This is a genomic window from Actinomadura miaoliensis (assembly GCF_039536785.1).
GTDB classification, from domain to species: domain Bacteria; phylum Actinomycetota; class Actinomycetes; order Streptosporangiales; family Streptosporangiaceae; genus Spirillospora; species Spirillospora miaoliensis.
In genome coordinates, this window is sequence record NZ_BAAAZG010000040.1 from 1 (window position 1) to 26,286 (window position 26,286).

The window sequence follows — 26,286 nt, forward strand, 5'->3', positions numbered from 1 at the left end:
CCGCCGGGCACGACACGGCGGCGGGCGGCGCGTCCGTCAGGCATGGCGCGGCGGCGGGCGACGTGTTCGCCTGGCGCGACGCGGCGGCGGGCGGCGCGGGCGCGGCGGGGCGGGTCGCGCAGGCGTGCCGGTCGGCCGAGAATCCGGGCACGGCGCGGACGCTCGGTCGTGCCATCCAGGACGCGCTCAGGGGACGCACCGGCATCGAGTCCGTGGCCGTGTACGACCGCAGGCGCAAGATCACCTGCGCGGTGGACGCCGGACGCCACTACGACTCCGCCAGCGTCGTCAAGGTGACTATTCTGGCCGCCCTGCTGCGCAAGGCCCAGGAGCAGGGCAGACGCCTGACCTCGCGCGAGCGCGGCCTCGCCGACAAGATGATCGTCAGGTCGGACAACGCCGCGGCGTCCACGCTGTGGAACTCGGTCGGCCGGACGCGCCTGAACCGCTTCCTCAAGCTGGCCGGGATGCGCAACACTACGCTCGGCGCGAACGGCCACTGGGGCCTGACGCAGATCACCGCGTCCGACGAACTGCGCCTGCTGAAGCTGCTGACCAGCCGCAACAGCGTGCTCACCCCGGCCTCTCGGCGGTACGTGCTCGATCTGATGGGACGGGTCATCCCCGAGCAGCGCTGGGGCACCCCGGCCGGGCGGCCCGCCGGGATCCGCTGGCACGTCAAGAACGGCTGGCTGCCCCGCCTCGGCAGGTACTGGCGCGTGCACAGCGTCGGCACCTTCGACGGACGCGGCCAGGACTACATGATCGTCGTGCTGACCCAGGACTCTCCGACCATGGAGTACGGCGTCGAGACGATCGAACGGGTCGCCCGCGTCGTGCACCGCAACCTCAACCCGGGCAGCGGCTCCGTCATGGGTGATCCCGACGTGCCGTGGGAGGCGTCCGACGGGTCCGTCCCGTCCGATCTCTGAACCTTCACCTGGCGCGGGGGCCCGTGCCTGGCAACCGTCCGGGCACGGGCCTCAAGCCGGTTACTCCAGGGCTCGCCATGCGGGAGTGGTGCAGCCTTCCTCGTAGTCCCACCAGCCCTGACTTTCGCCGCGTTGTAGCAGGTCACGCACCGCTGGGAGGTCCACGGTGGGCGGGACGTTCAGCGCGACGAGCGCGGCCTGCGCGATGCCTTCGCCCTCCACCCCGAGCGGGGCGAACATGTCGAGGACCGCCCGGCGATCACCGGCCAGGGCGCCGTCCCGGAACACCGCCACGCGGATCGTGCAGTTGTTGGAGCCCTCCACCGCCTCCCTGGCCCAGAGCACGCCCTCGTCGTCCACCTCGGTGCGCACCACGTCGCCGAGGGCGATCCCGCGGACGAAGAACGGGATGTTGGCCACCTCGACGCGGTTCTCGGCGACCGGGAAGGCCCAGACCCGTTCGGAGGTGGCGGGCGGCCAGTCTTCGTCCTCCCTGGGGAGTTCGAACACCACCCGCACCACGTCCGGCTCCGAACGGCGGTCCTGGGACGTCCTCATGCCGACAGCATTCCCATTCCAGGCGATCGCCACCATTCGGACGTTCCGGCCCCCAGTGCACGCCCCCTACCGAACCAGCGGCGGACACCACCTCCCAAACCGACGACGGGCACCCCTGCCAGGCTGGACGCAGCACACCCCACATGCCGGCCACAGCCCAGGCGACGCATGCCGAGCCAGGCGCACCCCGCCCGCCGAGCCGGGCGCAACACACCTCCCAGTCCCGAGCACGGCGCACCCGCATGCCGGGCCGGACGCAGCCCACACCGCATCGCGGGCCGAGCCAGGCGGGCAACACATGGCGGACTGGCGCGGCGCCCGTCGCACGCCGGACCCGGCACACACCGCACGCCGAGCCGGGCGCAGCACACCTCGCAAACCGGGTGCGACGCCCCTGCATGGAGGGCCGGGCGAGGCGCGCGCCGCCTGGGGGCCAAGCCAAGTGACAGCGGCGTGCCCCTGGAGAGCATCGCCGACCTCTGTGGGCACTCGTCCACGGCCGTCACGGAAGAGGTCTACCGGCACCAACTCAAGCCCGTGATCACCAAGGGTGCCGAGACGATCAACGCCGTATTCGGCACCCCACGGCCGAAGCCCACCAAGCGCAGGAAGAGCAAGGTCGCGTAAGTCGAAGCACGTTGGCTCCCCGCGGCCTCAGGGAACGAAGAAGGGTCCCGGAGGGATCTCCGAGACCCTGTCTCAGCTGGTACTTCTTCTGTGTCGGGGTGGCGGGATTTGAACCCACGACCTCTTCGTCCCGAACGAAGCGCGCTGCCAAGCTGCGCTACACCCCGGTGGTGGCTGCCCGGGAGTCGTACGTGCTCCCGGCGCCTTGACCACTTTAGCGGATGCCGCGGAGTGGTGCGTCCCTATTCTTCGGCCGGACGGCGCGGGACGAGGGTGAGCAGGGACGCCTCGGGCGGGCAGCAGAAGCGCATCGGGGCCATCGGGGAGGTGCCGAGGCCGGCGGAGACGTGCAGCCAGGCGCCGTTGTGGCGGTGCAGGCCCTTGACGCGGGGGCGGTCGATGCCGCAGTTGGTGGCCAGGGCGCCGTAGAAGGGGACGCAGACCTGGCCGCCGTGGGTGTGGCCCGCGAGGAGCAGGTCGTAGCCGTCGGCGACGAAGCGGTCCATGTTGCGGGGTTCGGGGGAGTGCATGACGGCCAGGTGGACGTCGGCCTGCGGGTCGACGGGGCCGGCGATCTTGTCGTAGCGGTCGCGGTTGATGTGGGAGTCGTCGATGCCGCCGAACTCGATGTCCAGTTCGCCGACCTTGAGGCGGCCGATGCGGTTGTTGAGGTCGAGCCAGCCCGCGGCCTGGAGGGAGGAGCCCAGCTCGCGGTAGGGGAGGTCGGGTTCGCGGCGGCGGCGGGCGTAGTCGCGGCGGCTGGTGCGCCAGATGTAGCGCAGGGGGTTCTTGAAGACCGGGGAGTACAGGTCGTTGGACCCGTAGACGAAGACGCCGGGACGGTCGAGCAGGGGGCCGAGCGCGTCCAGGAACGGGCCGATGGAGTCGCGGTGGGAGATGGAGTCGCCGGTGTTGACCACCAGGTCGGGGTCGAGGGCGTCCAGGGAGCGCACCCAGTGGATGAGGCGGTGGCGGCCGGGCGTCAGGTGCGCGTCGGAGATGTGCAGGATCTTGACGGAGGGACGGCCGGGCGGCAGCACGGGCACCTCGAAGCGGCGCAGCCGGAACCAGTTGCGCTCGATCAGCGAGGCATAGCCGAACGTGGCGGCGCCGGCGCCCACCAGCCCCATGGGGACGGCATACAGCTTTCGCACGGTTCTCCCTCCGGGCCCGCGGCGGGCCCCTTCGTACGCCTCCCATCGTTCCAGACAAGTGCGTCCCGGCTGAACCGTCGCGGATTATTCCTGATGAGACGGCGGGTGCCCGGCGGGCATGATGTGACCATGAAGCTCAAGGAGAAGCTGGAGAGCGACCTCTCCACCGCGATCAAGGCGCGGGACGAGGTGCGGACCCGCACGCTGCGCATGGCCCTGACCGCGGTGCGGAACGAGGAGGTCGCCGGCAAGAAGGCCCGCGAGCTGTCCGACGAGGACGTGGTCAAGGTGCTGAGCCGGGAGGCCAAGAAGCGCCGGGAGGCCGCCACCGCGTTCGCCGACGCCGGACGCGAGGAGCAGGCGCAGGCCGAGCGGGACGAGGGTGCGGTGCTGGAGGAGTACCTGCCCGCCCAGCTCACCGACGAGGAGCTGTCCGCCCTGGTCGCCGGCGTGATCGCCGAGACGGGCGCGGCGGGGCCCAAGGCGATGGGGCAGGTCATGAAGGTCGTGAACCCCAAGGTCGCGGGACGGGCCGAGGGCGGACGCGTCGCGGCGGAGGTCAAGCGGCAGCTCGCCGGCAGCTGAGGCGCTCGGCGAGCCGAGCAGCGGCCGCGAGCACTGGAACGCCCCCCGGTCGCGTGTGCGGCCGGGGGGCGTTCGTTCAGCGGTCAGTTCCGGTCTCGACCCGGAGGCCAGGGGAAGGGCCATTCGCCTTGCCCGGGGCCCTGGCCGGGCCGATCGGGGCGATTGGGACCGCCGGGGCGATCCTTGCCCTCGCTCTGGTAGACGGTGACGGTGGTGCCGGGGTCGACCTCGGTGCCCGCGTCCGGGGAGGACGCGGCGATCGAGCCGCGGGGCTGGTCGGACGCGACGCCGCGGGGGGCCAGCCGCATCTTCAGGTCGGCCCCCTCCAGGGTGCGCCGGGCCTGGTCGACCGACATGCCCTTGAGGTCGGGGACCTTGGTGGTGTCGCCGAAGTCACGGACGGGGCGGGAGAAGCCCGGGGCGGGCTTGCCCGCAAGGGCGTTGCGCATGCTCTGCGCCCAGATGGGGGCGGGGATGTCGGCGCCGTAGACGCCGTACACCTTGTACTGCCACGGGCCGCGGAAGTCGTAGTAGGCGACGGCGGCGGCCATGTTGGGGGTGTGGCCGGCGAAGACCGCGCAGGTGAACTCCTCACACGTGCCGGTCTTGCCGGCGGCGGGACGGCCGATGCCCTGCCCCGCGGCGGTGCCCTTGGTCAGCACGCCCTGCAGGATCTCGTTGACCTTGTCGGCCACGGCCTCGTCGACGGCCTGGCGGCAGTCGGCCTTGGGCAGCTTGAGCTTCTTGCCCTCGTTGTCGACGACCTCGGTGATCGAGACCGGCGCGCAGTACTTGCCGCGGGCGGCGAACCCGGCGTACGCGGCGGCCAGGTGCACCATGTCGATGTCGTTGGTGCCCAGCACCTGGGCGGGGTACGGGTCGAGCGGGGCGCCGGTGGCCTTCTTCATCCCGAACTTCTCGGCCATCTTCACCGCGTCGCAGACGCCGACGCGCTTCTCCAGCGCGGCGTAGAAGGTGTTGACCGAGTGCCAGGTGCCGGTCTTGAGGTTGAAGTTGCCCGCCTCGCTGTCGCCGGCGTTGCTCATCGTCCAGGTGCCGCCGCCGAGCATCTTGCCGTTCGGCATCCGGCACGGCTGGAAGCCGCTGATCGTGGTGGTCTGCGGCGAGTTGATGGTGGTGCTGACCGGGATGCCCTCTTCGAGCGCGGCGGCCAGGGTGAACACCTTGAACGTCGATCCGGCGGACACGCCGCTGCCGCCGCCGTGGTAGCGGTCGGCGGCCAGGTTGATGGCGGTGCGGCCCTTGCCCGCGCCGAACCGCTTGCTCTGCCCGATCGCCTTGACGTGCCCGGTGCCCGGTTCGACCATCGCCTCGACCGCGACCCGGTTGCCGGTGGGGGACACGCGCGAGCGCACCGCGCTGTCGAGGGCGCGCTGGGACTTCATGTCCAGGGTGGTGCGGATCGTGTAGCCGCCGCGGTTGAGCTTGTTGACGACGTCCTGCTGCTCCTTCGGGTCCATCTTCCAGTACTTGCCGTCGGACAGGATGTTGAGCATGTCGTACTTGACGTACTCGCAGAAGAACGGCGCCTTGCTGGTCTCGCAGCCGCCGACCGGCTCGGTGCGGTTCAGCTCGATGGGCTTGGCCGCGGCGGCGTCGGCCTGCGCCTTGGTGATGTGCCCGAGCTGCTGCATGCGGTAGAGGACGGTGTCGCGGCGCTTGCGCGCGTCCTTGGGGTTGCGGATCGGGTCGTAGGCGGTCGGGTTCTGGGTGATGCCCGCCAGCAGCGCCGCCTGTTCGAGGGTGAGCTCGGCGGCGGGCTTGCTGAAGTACCGCTTGGACGCGGCCTGCACGCCGTACGCGCCGGCGCCGAAGTAGGCGATGTTGAGGTAGCCCTCGAGAATCTGGTTCTTCGTCATGCGCTTTTCGAGGTCGAGCGCATAACGCAGCTCGCGCAGCTTGCGGCCGACCGTCGGGGCGGTGGCCTCCAGGTACTCCTCCTGCGTCTTGGCGCTGTCGACCAGCAGGTTCTTGACGTACTGCTGGGTCAGCGTGGACCCGCCCTGCGTCTGGTCGGACTCGACGTTGGAGGCGAGCGCGCGGATGGTGCCCTTCATGTCGAGCGCGCCGTGCTGGTAGAAGCGCGAGTCCTCGATGTCGATGATCGCCTGCTTCATGATGGGGGCGACCTGGTCGAGCCGTACCGACTCGCGGTACTTGTCGAAGAACGTGGCGATCGGCTGCCCGGTGGCGTCGTACACCACCGTCTTCTCCGACGGCGGCGTCGTCTTCAGGCTGCTGTCCATGTCCTGGAAGTTGTTGGCGGCGTCGCGGGCGGTGAGCCCGGCGCTGCCGACACCGGGCAGCGCGATGAACGCCACCAGCACACCCGCGACGACACCGGTCCCGATCAGCCGCAGGAGCGTGGAGACGGCGCGCGCTCGACCTTCTTTCTGCACGAGCCCTAGCGTACGCGGGACGAGCAGTGCATACGGGACAGCTCACTCGTCCCGTACATGACCGCTGCGTATCGCGACGGACCCGGCTCTGTCCGATCGTCCGGGTCCTGATCACTCGTGCGCTGTCAACCGACGCGCTACCTCGCGCGTCAAGGAGAGGTAACTAGTCCGTTCCGGCGGTATGGCCCTGCCGGGCTATATCGAGAATGGGCCCATCGGGGGCTGTTGATTCCCCCCTCGCTTCCGTAAGTTCTTCCCCACGGCTTTCGTTTGGCGGCCTGACGTCCGCGCCCGTCTGGCCAAGGAGCGCAAATCGACACAGACCCTAGGGGAGTGGGGCCAAGATGTGGATCACGGATTGGACCGCCCGCGCCGCCTGCCGTAACGCGGATCCAGACGCCCTGTTCGTGCAGGGAGCAGCGCAGAACCGAGCCAAGCTCATCTGCCGCGGCTGCCCGGTGCGCACCGAGTGTCTCGCCGACGCTCTTGACAACCGGATCGAGTTCGGTGTCTGGGGTGGGATGACCGAGCGTGAGCGGCGAGCCTTGTTGCGTCGGCGTCCGGACGTGAAATCGTGGCGCGAACTGCTGGAGACCGCCAAGGAGGCGTACGAGCGGCGGGTCGAGTCGTCCAACGAGAACGAACTCGTCGCCAGCTGACCGTCGTCGTGCCGCACCGGCGGCGGCAGGCGGGACGGGGCCCGGTTCTCCGGGTACCCGATCGGCAGGGTCCAACCAACTAACAACGGTCGTGGGCACGCACCATCACTGGTGCGTGCCCACGACCGTGTGCGCTTTTCGCGCGTACGTGTGGACGAGGCGGCAGGTCAGGCGGCCTCGGCGGGCTTGGCGCGGGCCAGGTCCTCGCCGATGAGGCGCAGGCCGTCCAGGTCGCAGACGTCCTCGGCGTGTGCGGGGACGGTCGTCACCGGGACGGTCGGGTGCGTGGACGCGAAGTGCTCGCGCAGCCGTCCCTCGCGCGCGGCGAGCTGCATGCGGTCGGCGTGCAGGCGCAGCAGCGCGGCGGTGAGCGGATGGTCGCCGCGTTCCTGCAGCGTCTCGGCGGCGGCCAGGCTGCGCGCGGCCGACAGCCCGTCGGCCGCGGACTCGTGCACGCGGTTGACGACCAGTCCGGCGAGCGGCATGCGCTCCTCGGCCAGGCGTTCGACGAAGTAGGACGCCTCGCGCAGCGCGTCCGGCTCGGGCGCGGCCACCACCAGGAACGCGGTGCCGGGCGTCTGCAGCAGCCGGAACGTCTTCTCGGCGCGTTCGCGGAACCCGCCGAACATCGTGTCGAACGCGGCCACGAACGTCTGCACGTCGCGCAGCAGCTGCATGCCGAGCACCTTGTTGAGCACGCCGGTGAACATGCCGAACCCGGCGCTGAGCACCTTGACGCCGAACCGGCCGCCGGTCTTGGCGGGCGCGGCCAGGATCTTCATGAACCGGCCGTCCAGCAGCCGCCCCATGCGGGCGGGGGCGTCGAGGAAGTCCAGCGCGTTGCGCGACGGCGGGGTGTCGACGACGATGAGGTCCCAGGCGCCCGAGCGGTGCAGCTGCCCGAGCTTCTCCATCGCCATGTACTCCTGCGTGCCCGACAGGCTGGACGACAGCGACTGGTAGAAGGGGTTGGCCAGGATCTGCCTGGCCCGGTCGGGGTCGGCGTGCGCCTCGACGATCTCGTCGAAGGTGCGCTTCATGTCGAGCATCATGGCGTGCAGCTCGCCGTCGCCCTCGATGTCGATGCGGCGCGGGTTGTTGTCCAGCTCGGACAGGCCCATGGACTGGGCCAGCCGCCGCGCGGGATCGACGGTCAGCACGACGACGTCGCGGCCGCGTTCGGCGGCGCGCAGGCCGAGCGCCGCAGCGGTGGTGGTCTTGCCGACGCCGCCCGACCCGCAGCACACGATGATCTTCGTGCGCGGGTCGTCGAGCAGCGCGTCCACGTCCAGGACCGGCGGCGTCTTGCCGGTGGGGCTCATCTCAGGCCGTCCCTTCCGCTGGTCATGCCGCACCCTGGTCGCGCAGTGCCTGCGCCAGGTCGTACAGGCCCGCCAGGTCCATGCCGTCGGACAGCAGCGGCAGGACGTAGCGCGGGCGGTCCAGGGTCTGCAGGCGCTCCTTCTCGCGGCGCTGGAGCGCGGTGCGGCGGGCGTGCTCGCCGGCCTCGGCGGCCAGGACGGCGGCGATCGCCTCGGCGTCGTGCTCCAGCCCGGCGGCCTTGAGGCCGCGGACGACCGCGTCGGTTTCCAGCTCGCCCTTCCCGGCGGCGGCCAGCGCCTCCTCGTCCAGCATCGGCGGGTGCTCCATGTTGACGATCACGCCGCCGACCGGCAGCCCGACGCGGCGCAGCTCGGCGACGCCGTCCATGGCCTCCTGGACGGGCATCTCCTCCAGCAGCGTGACGAAGTGCACGACCGTCTCGGGGCTGCGCACCACCCGCATGACCGTGTCGGCGTGGTTGCGGATCGGGCCCACCTTGGCCAGGCCGGACACCTCCTCGTTGACGTTGAGGAACTTGGTGATGCGGCCGGTGGGCGGGGCGTCCATGACCACCGCGTCGTAGACGAACGCGCCGGAGGAGTCGCGGCGGCGGACGGCCTCGCTGGTCTTCCCGGTGAGGATCACGTCGCGCAGGCCGGGGGCGATCGCGGTGACGAAGTCGACCACGCCGAGCCGGGTCATGGCCTTGCCGGCCCGCTTGAGGTTGTAGAACATCTCGAGGTACTCGATGAGCGCCTCTTCGGTGTCGATGGCGAGCGCGTAGACGTCGCCGCCGTCCGGCGCGACGGCGACCCGGCGCTCCTCGTACGGCAGCGGCGCGCAGTCGAAGAGCTGGGCGATGCCCTGCCGTCCCTCGACCTCGACCAGCAGGACCTTCCGGCCGCCCGCGGCCAGCGCCAGCGCCAGGGCGCCGGCGACCGTGGTCTTGCCGGTGCCGCCCTTGCCCGTGACCACGTGCAGGCGCACGCCGTCCCAGTCGGTGTCTCTCGCGCTCACCCGATCGACCATATCGTTCGCTCGGCAAGGACTTGAGAGGGTGCCCGGTCCCCATGCAAGTGATTCCTGACACGATGCCGTGCCCCGCCGAGGTCCCCCTTTCCGACCATCGTGTGGGCCGTGCCCCCGAGGGTGGGTAGGAAACGTGAGACCGATCCCTCGGATTCCGCCTGCCTGACAGGCCGAGCCGCCCGGGGGACGTCCAGACCGTTTCGGCCTGGCCGAGCTCCCCGAATCGGCCCGCCGTTCCGGGTGGCGCGCTCCAGGCGCCCGGTGCGGCGCCTCGTCCGTCGCCGCCCAGGGGGCCGGCGGGACCCGCGGGTACGGGCCTTCTCTATCGAAAGGTGCCCGTGATGGCGGTAATCCTCACCATCATCATCCTCATCGTCGCCTTCGTGGCCCTGCTGACCGCGGCGTCGGCCGTCCGGGTGGTCCAGCAGTACGAGCACGGCATCGTGTTCCGGTTCGGGCAGGTGCGGCGCGGCGACCGGCTGCGTCCCGGCGCGGTCCGGCCGCCCGGCCTCACCGTGATCATCCCGATCGTGGAGCGGATGCAGAAGGTCAACCGGCAGACGGTCACGATGAACGTGCCCGCGCAGGAGGGCATCACCCAGGACAACGTGTCCGTACGGGTCGACGCGGTGGTCTACTTCCGGGTGATCGACCCGGTGAAGGCCATCGTCAACGTGCAGAACTACGGGTACGCGGTGTCCCAGATCGGGCAGACCTCGCTGCGTTCGGTGATCGGCCAGACCGACATGCAGGAGCTGCTGGGCGAGCGCGAGAAGATCAACACGCGGCTGCGCGCGATCATGGACGAGATCACCGACGGTCCCTGGGGCATTCGGATCGAACGCGTCGAGATCAAGGACGTGTCGCTACCGGAGGGCATGAAGCGCTCCATGGCCCGCCAGGCCGAGGCCGAACGCGAACGCCGCGCGCGGATCATCGCGGCGGACGGCGAGTTCCAGGCGTCCAAGCGGCTGGCCGCCGCCGCCGAGATCATGTCGCAGGACCCGGCCGCCCTCCAGCTGCGGCTGCTGCAGACGGTGGTGGACGTGTCGGCGGAGAAGAACAGCACGCTGATCATGCCGTTCCCGGTGGAGCTGCTGCGCTTCTTCGACCGGATGGCCCCGGGCCCCGCGTCCCAGCCCGGCGGCGCGGGCAAGCCCGACCTCAGTGAACGCCTCGCCAAGGCCGAGGAGGAACTCGCCAAGGCGGCCGAGAGCGGCCCGGCGCTGGAGTCGACCAAGGACGTCCCTCCCGTCCTCGGCTTGGACGAGCCCGCGCACAAGCCCTCCGAGCTGTCCGGTTCCGGCTCCGACACCCGGCCGGGCCTCACCGACGGCGGCCCGCCCGCCGGGGAGTCCGCCGGGGAGTCCGCTGGGGAGTCCTCGGCGGGGTCCGCGGGGGAGTGATCCGCGGAGACCTCCGGAACCCGCAGGGTCCCGGCGGCCGGTGACGGCTACGGCCTCAGGACCAGCCGTCCCCGCAGGCCGCCCCTCTCCAGGAGGCGGTGCGCCTCGGCGGCCTCCGACAGCGGCAGCGTCCGCGCCACCCGCGGCGTCAGCCGCCCGGCGTCGACCAGCGCCGCCAGGTGGCCCAGCTGCGTGGCGTCCGCGCGGATCCACACGTTCTCCACGCGGATGCCGCGCAGCGGGGTCGGCACCGCGTCACCGCCGAGGACCGCGACGAAGGCGCCGCCGCCGCGCACCGCCTCCAGGGCCGCCAGGCCGGTCGCGGCGGCGTCCAGCGCGCCGTCCACCCCGCCCGGGACGACCTGGCGGACGGCGTCGCCGAGATGAGCTCCGCGCGGTATGAAGTGCTCGGCGCCGAAGCCACGCACCAGGGCTTCGTCGTCCGCAGCCGCGGTCGCGACCACGCGCAGGCCGCGATGCGTCGCCAGTTCCACCGCGTATCCGCCGACCGCGCCGGCCGCCCCGGTGACGAGCACCGTGGCCCCCGGCGGGAGGTCGAGCAGGTCCAGCGCCTGCAACGCGGTCAACCCGTTCAGCGGCACCGTGGCGGCGTGGACGGCGTCAACGGAACGCGGTGCCCGCGCCACGGCGTCCACGTCCACGACGACGGCCTCCGCATGGGTGCCCAGGGGGACGTCCAAGCGGTCCTTGAGGGCGAACACCTCGTCGCCCACGGCCAGGTGCTCGACGTCCGGTCCCACGGCGTCGACGGTGCCGGCGACGTCCCAGCCCAGGCCGAACGCCTCCCGTGCTCCCGGTTCACCCGGCCGGGGCATCAGGCCGATCTCTCCCAGGGCCCCGGCCCGGACGGCCACGTCCACCGGATTGACCGCGGCCGCGGCCACCCTGATCCGCACCTGGCCGCGACCCGGCACGGGCTCGGGTACGTCGGCCTCCTGCAGCGCCTCCGGCCCACCGGGCGCCTTGACGATGATCGCGCGCATGACGAACTCCAGGTCGAGAAGTGGTGCCGCGGGGGAATCCCCGCACCGATCACCTTCGCCGGAAGAGCGGATGCGCCGGAAGGAGTTACCTGAAAGTGCGTTCGACACCCGGAGGTGAACCCGCAGATGGCGACGATGACGGTCGCGCAGCGCCGCGAGGCCGCCAAGGCCGCGTTCGACGAGTATCTGAAGATGTGCCCCGCCCACCAGGTGCTGGACATCATCGGGTCCAAGTGGGTGTCGCTGGTGCTGACCCGGCTGGCCGAGGGACCGCGCCGCTACGCCGAACTCGGCCGGGCCCTTCCCGGCGCCAGCGCCAAGATGCTCACCCAGACGCTCCGTTCGCTGGAACGCGACGGTTTCGTGGCCCGCGACGTCACCCCGGCGGTGCCGGTGCAGGTCAGCTACACGCTCACGCCGCTCGGCGAACGCATCGTCCCGCTGCTGGCCGCGATCAAGACGTGGGCCGACGACCACATCGACGAGATCCACGCCGCCCGCGACCGCTATGACGCCTCCCGCGTCTGACGCCGCCCGAGGACCGGGCGGGACGCGAGGGGGTGGTCGCTAGGCTGAGTGGCCATGAAGAAGTGGGAGTACGCGACCGTTCCGCTGCTGGTGCACGCGACCAAGCAGATTCTTGACAACTGGGGCCAGGACGGGTGGGAGCTCGTCACCGTCCTGCCGGGGCCCAACCCCGAGAGCCTGGTGGCCTACTTCAAGCGCGAGGTGGAGCCGAAGTGACGCCCGAGGAGCGGCTGCGCGAGCTCGGGCTGGAGCTGCCCGAGGTCGTCGCGCCGGCGGGTTCGTACGTGCCGGCGGTCCGCACCGGCTCCCTGGTCTACACGGCCGGGCAGGTGCCGATGGTCAAGGGCGAGCTGCCGGTGACCGGCAGGGTCGGCGCCGAGGTGAGCCTTGAGGAGGCCGCCGAGCAGGCCAGGATCTGCGCGCTCAACGCGATCGCCGCGCTGCGGGCCGAGGTGGGGGAGCTGGCGCGGGTCCGGCGCATCGTCAAGGTCGTCGGCTTCGTGGCCAGCGCGCCGGACTTCTACGGCCAGCCGAAGGTCGTCAACGGGGCCAGCGACCTGCTGGGCGCGGTGTTCGGGGACGCGGGCAGGCACGCGCGCAGCGCGGTCGGCGTGGCGGCGCTGCCGCTGAACGCGCCCGTCGAGGTGGAGCTCATCGCCGAGGTCGACTGACGTTCGCAGACGGCCGCGGGCGCGCCCGTGCGCGGTACCGCGGCCGTCGAAGCGGCGGCGCGCCCGCCGGCGGCGGCAAGGGCGGGATCGGCCGGGACTTGACGGAACGGCATTCGGTATGTCCGAATTAGCCGCCATGGGGATCAGTCGAATTGTCCGCGAGGGGGCGTCCCCCCACATGCCCCGGAACGGCCGATGGTGAACGGGCTGAAGCTCCCGGAGCAGTTCGTGGAGCGGATCGAGGGCATGCGCGCCGGACGGATCGAGCCGGTGGCGCCGCGGGACGCCGCGACCGTGGTCGTCCTGCGGGATCATCCTGAGCACGGGCTGCAGGTGTTCATGCTGCGGCGGGTGTCGTCGATGGCGTTCGCGCCGGGGGCGTACGTGTTCCCCGGCGGGTCGGTCGACCCGCGCGACGGCGACACGGACATCGCCTGGGCCGGGCCCTCCCCGGCGGAGTGGGGCGCCGCGTTCCGGGCCGGGGACAAGCTGGCACGCGAGCTGGTCTGCGCGGCCGTGCGCGAGACGTTCGAGGAGAGCCTGATCCTGCTCGCCGGGCCCGCCGGGACGGCGGTGGTGGACGACACCCGCGGCGACACGTGGGAGGCCGACCGGCAGGCGCTGCTCGCCCGCACCGTGTCGCTGGCCGAGATGCTGAACCGGCGCGGGCTGGTGCTGCGCTCCGACCTGCTGCGGCCGTGGGCGCACTGGATCACGCCCGCGATCGAGCCGAAGCGGTACGACACGCGGTTCTTCGTCGCCGCGATCCCGCCGGGGCAGCGCGCCGGCGACGTCAGCACCGAGGCGGACCGGGTGACGTGGGTGCGGCCCGAGGACGCGGTGCGGCGGGCGCAGGCGGGCGAGTGGTTCCTGATGCCGCCGACCCTGGCCACCCTGTCGGAACTGGCCGGCTACCGGACGGTCGCGGACGTGCTGGCGGCCCGGCGCGAGATCGTCACCTACGAGCCGACGGCGGAGATCATCGACGGGGAGCCGTACCTGGTGCTGCCGCCCGAGACGGCCCGCCACTACCCGCGGGGGTGAGCGGTCGTGCGCCGTCGGCCCGCCCGGGAGCTGACCCGGGAGCTGGCATGGCGGCTGGCGGGCACGTCGGCGCCGCGTCACCTGGCGCGGCTGGACCGCCTGGGCCGGCGGCTGGGCCTGCGCCCGGCGACCGGCAGGATGGATGAGATGAGCGAGATCGATGGGATGGGCACGGAACGGGCGACCTGCGTGCTCGCGCCGAACCCGTCGCCGATGACCCTGGACGGCACCAACACCTGGATCGTCGCCGAGCCCGGCTCGGAGGAGACGGTCGTCATCGACCCCGGCCCCAAGGACGGCAAGCACCTGGAGCGCGTGGTGCGCACCGTCGCGTCGCAGGGACGCCGGGTCGGGCTGGTCCTGCTCACGCACGGGCATCCCGACCACGCGGCGGGCGCGAAGCGGTTCGCCGAACTCGCCGCGGAGGCGGCCGGACGACGCGGCGGCGCCGTCCCGGTGCGGGCGCTGGACCTCCGACACCGGCTCGGCGACGAGGGGCTGGCCGAGGGCGACGTCGTCACCACCGGAGGGCTGGAGCTGCGCGTCCTGGAGACGCCCGGCCATTCCAACGACTCGCTGACGTTCTGGCTGCCCGCCGACCGCGCCGTCCTCACCGGGGACACCGTGCTCGGGTACGGCAGCACGGTCGTCGAGGGCAGGCTGGGGGACTACCTGGCGTCCCTGGACCGGCTGCGGGCGTTCGCCGAGGCCCGGGAGGCGGCGACCATCCTGCCCGGCCACGGCCCGCGCCTGGACGACCCCATCGCCGCCCTGGACCACTACATCTCCCACCGGCGGGAGCGTCTGGCCCAGGTGGAGGCCGCCGTGGCCGCCGGTGCCCGGACGGCGCGGGAGGTGGTCGAACGCGTCTACGCCGACGTCGACCGGTCACTGTGGCCGGCCGCCGAGTGGTCCGTGCAGGCCCAGCTCGACTACCTCAACGAGCGTTCCGCCAGTACGTGAACCGCAGGGGGGAACGGGGGGACGGCCGGTGCTTCCGCAAGATCACCGGGGCGCTGCGACCCTGCGGAAGACCGTCCTCACTTGGAGCGCTTGCGCAGACGTTCGATGTCGAGGATGACGACGGCGCGCGCCTCGATCCGCAGCCAGTTGCGCTGGGCGAAGTCGGCCAGGGCCTTGTTGACCGTCTCCCGGGACGCGCCGACGAGCTGGGCCAGCTCCTCCTGGGTGAGGTCGTGGTGGACGTGCAGCCCGGCCTCCGAGGGCTGGCCGAACCGCTCGGCCAGGTCCAGCAGCGCCTTGGCGACGCGTCCGGGCACGTCGGTGAACACCAGGTCGGCCATCACGTCGTTGGTCTTGCGCAGCCGCTGGGCCAGCGCGCGCAGCAGCTGCACCGCCACCTCGGGGTGGCCGGTCAGCCAGGGCCGCAGGTCGTCGTGACCGAGCCCGGCGAGGCGGCACTCGGTCACCGCGACGGCGCTGGCGGTGCGCGGCCGCGGGTCGAACAGCGACAGCTCGCCGAACATCTCGCTGGGGCCGAGCACGCTCAGCAGGTTCTCCCGCCCGTCGGGGGCGGTACGGGTCAGCTTGATCTTGCCTTCCAGGACGACGTACAGGCGGTCGCCCGTCTCGCCCTCGTTGAAGAGCGTCTGGCCGCGTGCCAGCCGCACTTCGGTCACGTTGGCGCGAAGCGCCTTGGCGCCCTGCTCGTCGAGTGCCTCGAACAGCGGGGCTCTGCTCAGAACGTCCACGTCGCGGTCGGTCACGCTTTCTCCTCCTACAAACACCTACACGCATAGTGTGACGTACGTCCCACCGCGCACGTGAAGGCAGGGCCACGGCGTGCCGGTTCCACCCCGGCACCCGCGATGAGCTGGACCGCTCTGGTCCGCTCAGACGCCAGATCCTTCCGGCATCAAGTGTACGGACCGCCCGGTGAGGGCAGTCACAAGGCCGCGAAGCAGGTCATCACGGGGTGACCGGGGCGAGGATTTCGATTGTGGACGGATCGGCTGTCCGCCGGTGTGCCGGGGGCGCCGGGGCCGTCAGCGGATGCGCTGGAAACCGCGGATCGCGAGCAGGACGCAGACGGCGGCCACGGTGAGGCTGATGGCGACCGAGGCTAGGGCGGCGGCGCCGGCGGGGCGGCCCAGCGTGAGGTCGCGGGCCGCCTCGATGCCGTAGGTGACGGGGTTGGCGTGGGCGACGGCCCGCAGCCATCCGGGCAGGGCCGCCGCCGGGACGAACGCGGTCGAGGCGAAGATCAGCGGGAAGGTCGCCAGCCCGGCGACGCTCTGCATGAGCTCGGGGCCGCGCAGCCAGCAGGCCAGCGCGATGAAGATCCAGCCGAGGCCCCCGCCGACCGTGAGCGCCAGTGCCCACGCGGCCGCGACCCCGGTGATCCCGCCGTCCGGGCGGAAACCGAGCAGCAGCGTCGCGACCAGCAGGACGAGCAGCAACTGGACGGCGGTGCGGGTCATGTCGGCCAGGCTGCGGGCCAGCAGCACCGAGCCCGGCCAGATCGGCAGCGTGCGGAAGCGCGTGACGATGCCGTTCGTCATCTCGTGCACCAGCCCGAGCCCGGTGGTGAAGGCCGCCTGCACGGCCGTGGTGACCAGGATCGCCGGGACGAGGAAGTCGACGTAGCGCACGCCCGGGGCCCCAGCGGCCGTCCCGGCGGCGCCGCCGAACAGTCCGCCGAACAGCTGGCTGAACAGCAGCAGCATCAGCAGCGGGCTCAGCAGGCTCGCCATGATCAGGCGGGGGTCGAGGACGAGGGCGCGCAGCGACCTGAGGGTGAGGACGAGGATCTGCGTCGCCGTGCCGCTGCCCCGCCACAAGGCCGCGGAGGTCGCCGGTGCGGTCGTCATCGTCGTGCTCCCATCAGGGACAGGTACACGTCGTCCAGCGTGGGTTCGGTCAGCGCCAGCTCGTAGGGGCCGATGGGGGCCTCGTCCAGCGCCCGCACGATCAGGCCCAGATCGCCGGACGCGGCGGGCACGGGCACCGACACGGCCGCGGCGTCGCGGTGCGTACGCAGGCCCCGGCGGCGCAGCGCGGCTTCGGCGAGCGGGACGTCGCCCGCGTCGGCCGGGCGGACGGCGGCGGTGCGGCCGCCGGCCTTGGCCTTCAGGTCGGCCGGGGCGCCCGAGGCGATCACGCGGCCGTCGGCGAGCACCGTGACGGTGTCGGCCAGCCGGTCGGCCTCGTCCAGGTACTGGGTGGTCAGCACCACGGTGGTGCCGTCGCGGACGAGGTCGCGGACGACGTCCCAGGTGGTCAGGCGGCTCTCGGGGTCCAGGCCGGTGGTGGGCTCGTCCAGGAACAGCACCTCGGGACGTCCGGTGAGGCTGGCGGCCAGGTCCAGCCTGCGGCGCATGCCGCCGGAGTAGCCGCGGACGGCGCGGCCGGCCGCGGCGGTCAGGCCGAAGCGCTCCAGCAGCTCGTCGGCGCGCCGCCGGGCCTCCGCGCGGCCCGCGCCGAGCAGCCGGGCGATCAGCACCAGGTTGTCGCGGCCGCAGATCTGCTCGTCGACGGCGGCGAACTGCCCCGTCACCCCGATCCTGCGGCGCACCTGGCGGGCCTGGCCGACCACGTCGAAACCCGCCACCCGCGCCGTCCCGGCCGACGGGCGGCACAGCGTGGCCAGGATGTTGACCAGCGTCGTCTTCCCGGCGCCGTTGTGGCCGAGCAGGCCGAGCACCGAGCCGCGCGGCGCGCTGAGAGTCACGTCCTCCAGCGCCCGCACGGCGCCGAACCGTCGGCACAGCCCGGTCGTCTCGATCACCGCGGGGCCTCCGCGCGCTCCGCCGCCACCAGCCGCCTCATGAGCGCCGCCACCCCCCGGTCGTAGTAGCGGGTGAACAGGGCCGCGGCCAGCACACCGGCCAGTACCGCCGCGACGGCGGCGACCGGCCGGCCCGTGGGGACGGGCGCGGCGGCCACGCCCGGCGCGGCGATCGCCATGAGCAGCAGGTTTCGGACGATCATCGCGTGGCTCATCACCGCGCCCCGGGAGCCGAAGCAGCGGCACTCGGCGAAGACGCCGCCGCGCACGGACCGGACCACCGCCGCGATGAACACCGCCAGCAGCGCGACGGCCAGCGCCGACCCGAGGCGCGGCGCGAACGGCAGGACCAGCAGCAGCACGGCCGCCCCCTCGCCGATCACGATCGCCAGGGCCACCGGGGTCGCGGCCCGCCGCGGGATGAGCGCGAGCTGGTGGATCGAGGTGACGAACCCGCCGAACCGCTCGGCTCCGCGCGCCTTGCCCACGAACGCCAGCGCGAACACCGTGGCCGTCAGCGCCCGCGCGGCCAGGAGCAGGTAGTCCGTCATCGCCCGGCTCCCGCCTCGGAGCGCGGCCGTTCCCCGGCGGGCAGGGCCGGCACCACCATGACCTTGCGGAAGGCGTGGATCTCCTCCAGCTCGCCGACGGGCCGTCCCTCCGCCTCCACCCAGGCGTGGGCGCGGAACGGCTCGGTGCGCACGCCCGTGCACCAGTCCGGCCAGGTGCCGCCGAGCCTGCACAGCAGCGCCGTCGCCAGCGAGCGCTGCAGGCACCCCTGGCCCGCGCACTGCACGCTGACCGACACGACCGCCTGGCGCGCCGCCAGCGCCCGCGCCGCCGTGGCCGGGCGGGCGCCGCGCCGCAGCACGCCCAGCACCTGCCGGATCCGCAGCGGGGACATCCGCATCAGCAGCCATGCCAGCCCCACCGCGACCCGGGCGGCGGCCCGGCGGTGCCGCGGGACGCGGGCCGAGGACTCGAGTGCGACCGGCATCGTCATGGCAGCAGCACCTCGGCCTCGTACAGCGCCTTGACGAACGCGTCGACGTCCGCCTCCAGCCGGTCGGCCGCGTCGGGATGGCGGCCGCGCAGCGTCGTCAGCGCGTCGTCCACGGTGTGCCCGTCCAGCAGCAGCCGCACGACGGTCGCGCCGGTGACGTTGAGCGTCCAGTAGCGGCCGCTCCGCTCGTTCAGCAGCACCATGCCGTGCTCGGTCTCGGTCAGCGTCACGTGGGGGGAGATGGTCATCGGGCTCCTCCGGAGGGCAGGTTCCGCAGCCACGTCTCACAGGCGAACGTGCTGATCAGCGGAACGAGGGTGAGGGACGTCGGGGGGAGGGCGAGCAGCAGCGAACGCAGCGCGTCGGCGTTCACCAGCCCGAGCCGCGCCAGCCGCATGTCCTCGCACAGCCCCAGCAACTCGGCGCGGTGGCGTCGCAGGCTGTCGTAGGCCTCCGCGCTGTACTCCGACTTGGTGGAACGGCCGAGGACGGTGTCGGGGACGACGCCCCGCATGGCCGCGGTGAGCGCCGGCTTGTACCGGTCGGGCATGGCCACGTCCTCGAACCGGATGGCCAGCGCCGCCTCGACGACCCGGTCGTCCACGTACGGGGCGTGCCACGACACGCCGGAGCGGGACGTCAGCCGGTCGACGCGCCGCAGCGTGTCGCCGCACAGCCGCACGTCCGCCAGCGCGGCGTGCTGGCCGCGCAGCGGCGCCAGCGGCTCGGGTTCGGACCGGCCAGTGTCCCGCAGGAGGCGGCGGACCGTGTCGACGGCCTCGCCGGTGGCCCACGCGGGCATGCGGTAGGCGACGCCCCAGCCGAACGACGGCCGGCCCTGCACCTCCCGGACGGGGTCGGTGAGCTCGTCGGCGGTCCTGGACAGCCACTGGCCGAACGAGTCGTTCGCCAGCAGCGCCTGCGCGGTGTGCGCGGCCCGCCACCGGTGCAGGGCGCGGTACGCGCGCAGGTAGGGGATCGACCGCACGTGCCTGGTGCGCACCAGGGTGTGCAGGTAGAGCGGGTTGCTCAGGAACAGCTCGTCGCCGCCGTGCCCGGTGAGATGCGCGGACGAGCCGCGTGCGGCTACCTGCTCGGCCATGTGGGTGAGGCGGGCCCGCGTGCGGATCCAGGCGAACGGCGCCTCGATGTCGGGATCGGGCTGCGACAGGTCGGCGAACCAGGTGGGAGCGACGTCGCGCGACAGCACCAGGTGCTCGCCGCCGGGCAGCGACGCCGCCGCCCGCGCCGCCCAAACCTGGTCCTCGTCGGCCGGGTCTGCGGCCTCCCACCGGGTCGTCACGAGCCTGTCCACGTCACCGGCGGCCAGGAAGCACAGGCTCGTGGAGTCCATGCCGCCCGACAGGTCGGCGCTGAGGGTGTCGTGGCCCCGCGTCCGGACGGCCACGGCGTCGCGCAGGGCCTCGCGTACGCGTCCGGCGCCGTCCGCCAGCGGAAGGTCCGGCTCGGGCGGACTCCACCACCGCACGGCGCGGCTGCCGCCGTCGGCGGACAGTTCCAGGTAGCAGCCCGCGGGCAGGGCGTCGACGCCCTTCCACAGGCAGCGTTCGTTCAGCGGCCACGGCAGCCAGGGCGCCACCAGCCACGCGGCGAGCGTCTCCTCCCGGGGCGCGGCGCCGACCAGGGCCGCCAGGGTCTGCGGCCGGTCGGCGGCCACCGGGGTGCCCGCGACGTCGGCGTGGAAGACCTGGCGGGCGGTCGACAGGCTGCCCTGCACCCGTACGCGGTCGCCGATCGAGGCCACCAGGTGGAAGCTGCCCGCCAGCTCCGCGCTCAGCCCGTCCAGGTCGGCGGGCGTGCGGGCGTCGCGGAGCCGCGCGGCCAGCGTGCCGGCGGTCGCCGACGACGGGCCGAGCACGGCGATCCGGTCGCGCCCGGCGCGGGTCCACACGATCTCGTCCTCGCGCCAGCGGCCGACGATCCAGGGACGGCCGGAGGCGTGCGGGATCACCGTGAACGCGGGGGCCACCTCGCGCGCGGGCCGGACGGCGGCCGCGGGCGAGGCGGTGTCCCCGGGGGAGGAGGCGTTTCCGGGCCGGGGGGCGTCCCCGGGCTGGGCGGCCTCCGCGGGTGAGGCGGCCGTGCTGGGACCCGGCCCGCCGAACAGGTCCGGCAACGCGTCGTCGAGAATCCGCCGCAGGCGTGAGTCGCGGCCGTGCCGCGCGCTTTCTCCGTCCGTCCGGCCACCGGTCGCGTCCAGCGGGCCGGGGACGTCCGGCAGGACCAGGAATTCCACTGCTCCGTCCACCTCGTCTCGGAGTTATTTCGCTGCGACCGGCCTCGTCAGCTGGGAATCAGGCTGTACCACATCGCGTCGAATCCCCAGTCCGAGGGGCCGCGCGTCACGAGGCTGAACCGGCCGCCCTCGCCCAGCGTCGGGGGCTCGTAGACGACGACTTTCCGCAGCATTTTCCACACCTCTCCAGGTCGTTTCTTCAGGTGGTCCCGAATGGCCGCGCCGGTGCCGGGAAGGCCCGGCACCGGCGCGGAATGGTTTCGCTACGATCGGCCCGAAGGGGCGGTCAGCACAGCATGACGCAGGACCAGTCGGCCTCGAAGCCCCAGTTCGGACGGCCGAGCGTCACCTGGATGAAGTCGCCGGCCTCGGCCAGCGTGGGGGGCTCGTACACCGCAGCCTTCTGCATGGCCACACCTTTCTGTGTGCGTGGAAGGTCCCTTGTGGACCTCCCGCCTGCACCTAGCACTCTAGGAAAGGGGGAATTTCACTTCGCTTGCAGTTCCCTTTCGGAAAGCCCGTGCGGTGGGCTTTGCAGGTTGCCTGGCACCACTCCGCCGGAAAGGATTCATCGTGTCCGCACAGCCCGCGAAAGGGAGAAAGTCATGATCGAGATCTCGGTTCTGGACACCGCTCCGGTATGGCGCGGCTCGACACCGGCCCAGGCGCTGCGGGAGTCGATGACGCTGGCCGCGGAAGTGGAACGGATGGGATATCTGCGGTACTGGGTGGCCGAGCACCACAACGCGCCGTTCATCGCCAGCTGCGCCCCGCCGGTGCTCGTCGCCCAGATCGCCGCCGCCACCTCCCGCATGCGGGTCGGCTCGGGCGGGGTGATGCTGCCCAACCATCCGCCGCTCGTCGTCGCCGAGCAGTTCGGCACCCTGGAGGCGCTGAACCCGGGCCGCGTCGACCTGGGCATCGGGCGTTCCCCCGGCACGGACATGGTCACGGCCCGCGCGCTGCGGCGGGTGAGCAGCCCGCCCGGGTCGGACGCCTACCGCGACCAGATCCGCGAGCTGCTCGGCTACTTCGAGCCCCGCGGACCCGGCGAGGTCGCGGCGGTCCCGGCCGAGGGCAGCCGGCCCGCCGTGTGGCTGCTCGGCTCCAGCGTCGACAACGCCAGGTTCGCCGGCGAGCTGGGCCTGCCGTTCGCCTTCGCCCACCACGTCCGCCCGGAGAACGCGGCACCCGCGCTGCGCGCCTACCGCGAGGCGTTCCGGCCGTCGGCGGCGCAGGACCGTCCGCGCGCCATCGTCGCCGCCTCCGTCCTCGTCGCCGACACCGACGAGCAGGCCGAGTGGCTGGCCGGGCCGATCGCGGTCATCATCCACCAGTCCCTGAAGGGCGCCCGCAACGGCCCGAACCTCACGCCGGAGGAGGCCACCCGCTACCCCTGGCCCGCGGAGGAGTACGCGCAGGTGCGCGCCCGGATGACCTCGCACCTCATCGGCGGCCCGGAGACCGTCGCCCGCCGCGTCGGCGAGCTGATCGACGAGACCGGCGCCGACGAGCTGATGGCCATGACCCTGGTCCACGGCCTCGAAGACCGCGTCCGTTCCCACGAACTACTGGCCAAGGCCGTCCCCCAGTCCTCCTGACCCCGAACCGCTCAGCGGGCGGCCTCGCTCATCACCGCCGCGTCGTTGCGCAGGATCGCGACGTGCAGGTTGCGCAGCTCCGGCCCGGGATCGATGCCGATCTCCTCCCGCAGGCGGGTGCTCACCTGCTGGTAGGCCGCCAGCGCCTCGGCCTGCCGCCCGCACCGGCACAGGGCGAGCATCAGCTGCCGCCAGAACCGCTCGCGGAGCGGATGGCAGGCGGTCATGGAGCGCAGGTCGCCGACGATCTCGCGGTGCCGCCCGAGGGCGAGGCCGACCTCGTTGCGCCACTCCATCGTGCGCAGGTGGTCCTCGGCGAGCCGTGGCACGACCTCCTGCTGGAGGGAGTCGGAGCGCACGTCCGACAGGGCGGGGCCGCGCCACAGCGACAGTGCCTCGGTCAGGGCCGCCAGCTCGGCGGCCCGGTCGCCGCGTTCGCCGGCGGCGCGCGCCTCGCCGACCAGGCCGTGGAACCGCAGCAGGTCCACGTCGGCCGGCCGCAGCTGCAGCACGTAGCCGGTGGACGAGGTCTTGATCGCCTCGGACGCGCCGTCCTCGTGGGCGTCCAGCCACTGCCGCACCCGGGTCAGGCAGGTCTGCAGCGCGCCGCGCGGGCAGTCGGGCAGCCGGTCGCCCCACACGCGGTCGAGAAGCTCCTCGACCGAGACGACCTCGTTCGCCTTGAGCACCAGCGCGGCCAGCAGCAGCCGCTGCCGACCGCGCGGAATCCTGGTGAGCCGTCCCCTGAACGCGGCTTCGAACGGCCCCAGCACACCGAAACTGATGGGACACATCTTCCGGAATCCTCCAAGCCTTGAGTGCTCGGCCCCCCGTCGCGATGCGACCGGGGAGCCACGGTCGGTCTCTTCGGGGAAGGAATCGCGGGCACGGCTCGGGGCGGCGGCCACCCGAGCCGGAGAGACGGGGCCTGGAACCGGATCACGCAGCGGAACCCGAGGGCAGCGCGCCGTGGCCGCGGCGGCCTTTTGACGGCGCGCTGCGGATCATAAGGGCGCGTCCCTATCGGCGTCGGACGCATGGGCCGCGCGGGACGGTCGAAGTATCCTGACGTGACCGACTGCGACCCGAAGTTCTCGTTTCGCCATCATGTGGCTCTTCCCCTCGCGATGGAACGAACGCAGGCCCCAGACCAATCATGTGGACGGCGCCCGAAGACTGTCATGACCCCCGTTCGGGGGTCATCCGGCGCACGGGGCCGTCGCCGCGCCCGCGCGGGCCCCGGCGGAGCCGATGACGGCCGGGGCGCTCAGGCGGGCCCCTCATGACGGCCGGCCGCGACGGCGACCTGCTCTGGGGGGCGGCCCGATGGGCACGGTGAAGATCGCCGTCGTGGACGACCAGGACGTGGTGCTGTCGGGCGTGCGGACGTGGATCGCCGAGGACCCCGGCGAGCGCCTCGAGATCGTGCACACCGGCACCGACCTGAGCGGCCTCGACGAGGGCCCGGCCGCGACCGCCGACGTGCTGGTCATCGACCTGCGGATCGGTGGCCGCCTGGTCTTCGACGAGATCGCCGACCTGGCCGCGGCGGGCCGCCGGATCGTGGTGTTCTCCCAGTACGCCGACCCCGACCTGGTGCACAGCGCCGAGATGGCCGGCGCCCGCGCCTACATCACCAAGGAGACCGGCGAGGGGCGGCTGCACCTCATCGAGGCCGTTCTCACCGTCGCGGCGGGCGGAACGTACACGACGCCGTCCCAGGCCGGGGCGATGCTCGCCGCCACGGGCCCGTGCCCGCCCAGCTTCTCCGAGCAGGAGCTGCGCACCATGCGGCTGTGGCTGGGCGGCCTCACCAGGACGGCGGTCGCCCGCCAGATGGGCATCAGCGAGCACACCGTCAAGCAGTACCTCGACCGGGCGAGGGAGAAGTACGCCAAGGCGGGACGGGAGGCCCCCACACGACTCGACCTGTACCGCGAGGCCCGCCGAGACGGCATCGTCGACCCCTGACCCCCTCCGAACACAAACCACACCCAGACCGCAACGCGACCACGCCCAGACCACGACCGGCCGGCGGCGGGGCCGCGACCGGGCGACGGCGGTGCTGGTACCGGGCGGCGGCGGTGCTGCGACCGGGCGGCGGGGCTGGTACCGGGCTGCGGCGGGGCGACAGCGGGGCTGCGCGGTGCTGTGGCGGGGTGGCGGCGGGGCTGCGGCGAGGCTGGGGCCGGGGTGCGCGATGCCGTGCAGGCGTAGCGGGGGGGTGAGGTCTGGGGAGGTCGTACGCTTGCCGGCATGGCGAGCAGCAAGGACGACGCGGGGCGTGGGCAGGAGACCAGGCTGGCGCTCGTACGCCGCGCCCGGAAGATCAACCGGATTCTGACCGAGGTCTATCCCGACGCCAAGTGCGAGCTGAACTTCGCCGACCCGTTCCAGCTGCTGATCGCCACCGTCCTGTCGGCGCAGACGACCGACGTGCGGGTCAACCAGACCACCCCGGCGCTGTTCGCCAAGTACCCCGGCCCCGAGGACCTGGCCGCCGCCGACCCCGAGGACGTCGAGCGGATCCTGAAGCCGCTCGGGTTCTTCCGGGCCAAGACCAGATCCGTCATGGGCCTGTCGGCGGTCCTGTGCGAGCGGTTCGGCGGCGCGGTGCCGCGGACCCTGGACGAGCTCGTCACCCTGCCGGGCGTGGGCCGCAAGACCGCCAACGTGGTGCTCGGCAACGCCTTCGACGTGCCGGGGATCACCGTCGACACCCACTTCGGGCGGCTGGCCCGCCGCTTCCGCTGGACGGCCGAGACCGATCCGGTCAAGGTCGAGCACGAGGTCGGCGAGCTGATCCCGCGCAAGGAGTGGACGATGCTGTCGCACCGGCTGATCTGGCACGGCCGCCGCGTGTGCCACTCGCGCCGCCCGGCGTGCGGGGCCTGCGCGGTGGCCCGGCTGTGCCCGTCCTTCGGCGAGGGGCCGACCGACGAGGAGACCGCCCGCAAGCTGGTCAAGCCGGGCCCGTTCTCCTGACCTCCGCCCGGCCGCGCTGGGAGGGTGGGAAGGAAACAGGTACTGATCAGGTTGGGAGAGGCGTGAGCGAGACTGCAGCCCCCTGTCCGGCATGGCTCGACCGGTTCCGCGTCGAGGCGCCGCGGATGACCGTCCCGCCGACGATGCGCCCGGTGCCGACGGCGCGCCCGGCGGCGGTGCTGATCCTCTTCGGGGAGGGGCCGCACGGCCCGGACATCCTGCTCACCGAGCGGGCCGCCACGCTCACCAAGCACGCCGGGCAGCCCGCCTTCCCCGGCGGCCGGATCGACCCCGAGGACGACGGGCCGGTCGGCGCGGCGCTGCGCGAGGCGCACGAGGAGGCCGGGGTCGAGCCGTCGGGGGTGCAGGTGCTGACCACGCTTCCCGAGCTGTACCTGTCCCGCAGCGACCACCGCGTCACTCCCGTGGCGGGCTGGTGGCGCACGCCGTCGGAGATCGCGCCCGGCCACCCCGGGGAGGTCGCCACGGTCGCCCGCGTGCCGATCGACGAGCTGGTCGACCCGGACAACCGGCTGACCGTCCGCTACCCGGGCGGCCTGCGCATGGGGCCCGCCTTCCGGGTCCGCGGCATGCTCGTCTGGGGCTTCACCGCCGGGGTGCTCACCCAGGTGCTGCGCGCGGGCGGCTGGGAACGCCCCTGGGACGACGACCGCGTGGAAGACCTCCCCCGCGAGATCCTGGACCTGGCCGCCCGAGGCTGACCCCCCGGGGCCCACGTCCGCCGCTCGCGG

The 26,286-nt window shown here is 72.8% G+C and carries 30 protein-coding genes and 1 tRNA gene; 14 read left to right on the forward strand and 17 right to left on the reverse strand.

Features of this window, described 5'->3' with window-relative positions; translation table 11 throughout:
* Positions 1 to 932 (forward strand): serine hydrolase (locus ABD811_RS26180; protein ID WP_344952780.1); only part of this gene is annotated, 932 nt, incomplete at its 5' end.
* Between the two features lie 60 nt (positions 933 to 992).
* Here the strand turns inward: ABD811_RS26180 and ABD811_RS26185 are convergent.
* Positions 993 to 1,490: a DUF4265 domain-containing protein gene (locus ABD811_RS26185; protein ID WP_344952782.1), complete on the reverse strand. Its 498-nt coding sequence runs from the start codon at positions 1,488 to 1,490 to the stop codon at positions 993 to 995.
* A gap of 453 nt (positions 1,491 to 1,943) precedes the next feature.
* Between ABD811_RS26185 and ABD811_RS26190 the strand changes: the two genes are divergently transcribed.
* The gene (locus ABD811_RS26190; protein WP_344952784.1) at positions 1,944 to 2,117 is read left to right on the forward strand and encodes a hypothetical protein; all 174 of its coding nucleotides are present in this window, start codon (positions 1,944 to 1,946) and stop codon (positions 2,115 to 2,117) included.
* A gap of 93 nt (positions 2,118 to 2,210) precedes the next feature.
* Here ABD811_RS26190 and ABD811_RS26195 read toward each other — a convergent pair.
* Together ABD811_RS26195 and ABD811_RS26200 are read right to left on the reverse strand one after the other, a co-directional pair.
* A tRNA-Pro gene (locus ABD811_RS26195) sits at positions 2,211 to 2,284 on the reverse strand.
* 75 nt (positions 2,285 to 2,359) lie between these two features.
* On the reverse strand, positions 2,360 to 3,247 hold the full coding sequence (locus ABD811_RS26200; RefSeq protein WP_344953050.1) for a metallophosphoesterase: 888 nt from the start codon (positions 3,245 to 3,247) through the stop codon (positions 2,360 to 2,362).
* A 153-nt stretch (positions 3,248 to 3,400) separates the two neighbouring features.
* On the opposite strand from ABD811_RS26200, the gene ABD811_RS26205 reads away from it, so the two are divergent.
* Positions 3,401 to 3,856 (forward strand): GatB/YqeY domain-containing protein, encoded by a 456-nt coding sequence (locus ABD811_RS26205; RefSeq protein ID WP_344952786.1) that lies wholly within the window; start codon positions 3,401 to 3,403, stop codon positions 3,854 to 3,856.
* Positions 3,857 to 3,939: 83 nt separating this feature from the next.
* Here the strand turns inward: ABD811_RS26205 and ABD811_RS26210 are convergent, their stop codons facing one another.
* Positions 3,940 to 6,276, reverse strand: a complete 2,337-nt coding sequence (locus ABD811_RS26210) for a penicillin-binding protein (RefSeq protein ID WP_344952788.1) — start codon at positions 6,274 to 6,276, stop codon at positions 3,940 to 3,942.
* Positions 6,277 to 6,620: 344 nt separating this feature from the next.
* Between ABD811_RS26210 and ABD811_RS26215 the strand changes: the two genes are divergently transcribed.
* Positions 6,621 to 6,935 carry a WhiB family transcriptional regulator gene (locus ABD811_RS26215; protein ID WP_344952790.1) on the forward strand — a complete coding sequence of 105 codons (315 nt, stop codon included), beginning with the start codon at positions 6,621 to 6,623 and terminating at the stop codon, positions 6,933 to 6,935.
* Between the two features lie 167 nt (positions 6,936 to 7,102).
* Here ABD811_RS26215 and bagB read toward each other — a convergent pair whose 3' ends face one another.
* A complete protein-coding gene (bagB, locus tag ABD811_RS26220) occupies positions 7,103 to 8,257 on the reverse strand; it encodes an ATPase BagB (protein WP_344952792.1) in 1,155 nt (384 codons plus the stop codon).
* A 22-nt stretch (positions 8,258 to 8,279) separates the two neighbouring features.
* On the reverse strand, positions 8,280 to 9,275 hold the full coding sequence (bagA, locus tag ABD811_RS26225) for an ATPase BagA (protein ID WP_344952794.1): 996 nt from the start codon (positions 9,273 to 9,275) through the stop codon (positions 8,280 to 8,282).
* Positions 9,276 to 9,628: 353 nt separating this feature from the next.
* Here bagA and ABD811_RS26230 point away from each other — a divergent pair, with 353 nt between their 5' ends.
* On the forward strand, positions 9,629 to 10,693 hold the full coding sequence (locus tag ABD811_RS26230; protein WP_344952796.1) for a slipin family protein: 1,065 nt from the start codon (positions 9,629 to 9,631) through the stop codon (positions 10,691 to 10,693).
* Positions 10,694 to 10,740: 47 nt separating this feature from the next.
* Here ABD811_RS26230 and ABD811_RS26235 read toward each other — a convergent pair whose 3' ends face one another.
* Positions 10,741 to 11,697, reverse strand: a complete 957-nt coding sequence (locus ABD811_RS26235) for an NADP-dependent oxidoreductase (RefSeq protein ID WP_344952798.1) — start codon at positions 11,695 to 11,697, stop codon at positions 10,741 to 10,743.
* 126 nt (positions 11,698 to 11,823) lie between these two features.
* Here ABD811_RS26235 and ABD811_RS26240 point away from each other — a divergent pair, with 126 nt between their 5' ends.
* The 5 genes from ABD811_RS26240 (at position 11,824) to ABD811_RS26260 (ending at position 14,903) form a co-directional block, all read left to right on the forward strand.
* Positions 11,824 to 12,225: a winged helix-turn-helix transcriptional regulator gene (locus ABD811_RS26240; RefSeq protein ID WP_344952800.1), complete on the forward strand. Its 402-nt coding sequence runs from the start codon at positions 11,824 to 11,826 to the stop codon at positions 12,223 to 12,225.
* 54 nt (positions 12,226 to 12,279) lie between these two features.
* Positions 12,280 to 12,441, forward strand: a complete 162-nt coding sequence (gene sp36 / locus ABD811_RS26245; RefSeq protein ID WP_344952802.1) for a Sp36 family protein — start codon at positions 12,280 to 12,282, stop codon at positions 12,439 to 12,441.
* A complete protein-coding gene (locus ABD811_RS26250) occupies positions 12,438 to 12,896 on the forward strand; it encodes a RidA family protein (protein WP_344952804.1) in 459 nt (152 codons plus the stop codon). Before sp36 ends, ABD811_RS26250 begins: the two co-directional genes overlap by 4 nt.
* 195 nt (positions 12,897 to 13,091) lie before the next feature.
* Positions 13,092 to 13,940: an NUDIX hydrolase gene (locus ABD811_RS26255; RefSeq protein ID WP_344952806.1), complete on the forward strand. Its 849-nt coding sequence runs from the start codon at positions 13,092 to 13,094 to the stop codon at positions 13,938 to 13,940.
* Positions 13,941 to 14,078: 138 nt separating this feature from the next.
* Positions 14,079 to 14,903 carry an MBL fold metallo-hydrolase gene (locus tag ABD811_RS26260; protein ID WP_344953052.1) on the forward strand — a complete coding sequence of 275 codons (825 nt, stop codon included), beginning with the start codon at positions 14,079 to 14,081 and terminating at the stop codon, positions 14,901 to 14,903.
* Positions 14,904 to 14,980: 77 nt separating this feature from the next.
* Here the strand turns inward: ABD811_RS26260 and ABD811_RS26265 are convergent, their stop codons facing one another.
* The 9 genes from ABD811_RS26265 to ABD811_RS26305 all read right to left on the reverse strand — a co-directional run bounded on the left by ABD811_RS26265 (position 14,981) and on the right by ABD811_RS26305 (position 21,357).
* The gene (locus ABD811_RS26265) at positions 14,981 to 15,667 is read right to left on the reverse strand and encodes a Crp/Fnr family transcriptional regulator (protein ID WP_026412280.1); all 687 of its coding nucleotides are present in this window, start codon (positions 15,665 to 15,667) and stop codon (positions 14,981 to 14,983) included.
* 279 nt (positions 15,668 to 15,946) lie between these two features.
* Positions 15,947 to 16,771 (reverse strand): ABC transporter permease, encoded by an 825-nt coding sequence (locus tag ABD811_RS26270; protein ID WP_344952812.1) that lies wholly within the window; start codon positions 16,769 to 16,771, stop codon positions 15,947 to 15,949.
* Positions 16,768 to 17,688, reverse strand: a complete 921-nt coding sequence (locus ABD811_RS26275) for an ATP-binding cassette domain-containing protein (RefSeq protein ID WP_344952814.1) — start codon at positions 17,686 to 17,688, stop codon at positions 16,768 to 16,770. Before ABD811_RS26275 ends, ABD811_RS26270 begins: the two co-directional genes overlap by 4 nt.
* Positions 17,685 to 18,239, reverse strand: coding sequence for a MauE/DoxX family redox-associated membrane protein (locus ABD811_RS26280; protein WP_344952816.1), 555 nt, complete (start codon positions 18,237 to 18,239; stop codon positions 17,685 to 17,687). The genes ABD811_RS26275 and ABD811_RS26280 overlap by 4 nt, the downstream gene beginning before the upstream one ends.
* Positions 18,236 to 18,691: a lasso peptide biosynthesis B2 protein gene (locus ABD811_RS26285; RefSeq protein ID WP_344952818.1), complete on the reverse strand. Its 456-nt coding sequence runs from the start codon at positions 18,689 to 18,691 to the stop codon at positions 18,236 to 18,238. Before ABD811_RS26285 ends, ABD811_RS26280 begins: the two co-directional genes overlap by 4 nt.
* Positions 18,688 to 18,939: a lasso peptide biosynthesis PqqD family chaperone gene (locus ABD811_RS26290; protein WP_344952820.1), complete on the reverse strand. Its 252-nt coding sequence runs from the start codon at positions 18,937 to 18,939 to the stop codon at positions 18,688 to 18,690. The genes ABD811_RS26285 and ABD811_RS26290 overlap by 4 nt, the downstream gene beginning before the upstream one ends.
* Positions 18,936 to 20,948, reverse strand: a complete 2,013-nt coding sequence (locus ABD811_RS26295) for an asparagine synthase-related protein (protein ID WP_344952822.1) — start codon at positions 20,946 to 20,948, stop codon at positions 18,936 to 18,938. Before ABD811_RS26295 ends, ABD811_RS26290 begins: the two co-directional genes overlap by 4 nt.
* Before the next feature lie 47 nt (positions 20,949 to 20,995).
* Positions 20,996 to 21,121: a hypothetical protein gene (locus ABD811_RS26300; protein WP_344952824.1), complete on the reverse strand. Its 126-nt coding sequence runs from the start codon at positions 21,119 to 21,121 to the stop codon at positions 20,996 to 20,998.
* Between the two features lie 113 nt (positions 21,122 to 21,234).
* The gene (locus ABD811_RS26305; protein WP_344952826.1) at positions 21,235 to 21,357 is read right to left on the reverse strand and encodes a lasso RiPP family leader peptide-containing protein; all 123 of its coding nucleotides are present in this window, start codon (positions 21,355 to 21,357) and stop codon (positions 21,235 to 21,237) included.
* 196 nt (positions 21,358 to 21,553) lie between these two features.
* Here ABD811_RS26305 and ABD811_RS26310 point away from each other — a divergent pair, with 196 nt between their 5' ends.
* Positions 21,554 to 22,549, forward strand: coding sequence for an LLM class flavin-dependent oxidoreductase (locus ABD811_RS26310; RefSeq protein ID WP_344952828.1), 996 nt, complete (start codon positions 21,554 to 21,556; stop codon positions 22,547 to 22,549).
* Between the two features lie 11 nt (positions 22,550 to 22,560).
* Here the strand turns inward: ABD811_RS26310 and ABD811_RS26315 are convergent, their stop codons facing one another.
* On the reverse strand, positions 22,561 to 23,343 hold the full coding sequence (locus tag ABD811_RS26315; protein WP_344952830.1) for an AfsR/SARP family transcriptional regulator: 783 nt from the start codon (positions 23,341 to 23,343) through the stop codon (positions 22,561 to 22,563).
* 532 nt (positions 23,344 to 23,875) lie between these two features.
* Here ABD811_RS26315 and ABD811_RS26320 point away from each other — a divergent pair.
* From ABD811_RS26320 to ABD811_RS26330, 3 genes are all read left to right on the forward strand, one after another.
* On the forward strand, positions 23,876 to 24,520 hold the full coding sequence (locus ABD811_RS26320) for a DNA-binding response regulator (protein WP_344952831.1): 645 nt from the start codon (positions 23,876 to 23,878) through the stop codon (positions 24,518 to 24,520).
* Positions 24,521 to 24,805: 285 nt separating this feature from the next.
* Positions 24,806 to 25,534 (forward strand): endonuclease III, encoded by a 729-nt coding sequence (gene nth, locus ABD811_RS26325; RefSeq protein ID WP_344952833.1) that lies wholly within the window; start codon positions 24,806 to 24,808, stop codon positions 25,532 to 25,534.
* Positions 25,535 to 25,659: 125 nt separating this feature from the next.
* Positions 25,660 to 26,256, forward strand: coding sequence for an NUDIX hydrolase (locus tag ABD811_RS26330; protein ID WP_344953054.1), 597 nt, complete (start codon positions 25,660 to 25,662; stop codon positions 26,254 to 26,256).
* Positions 26,257 to 26,286 lie beyond the last annotated feature (30 nt).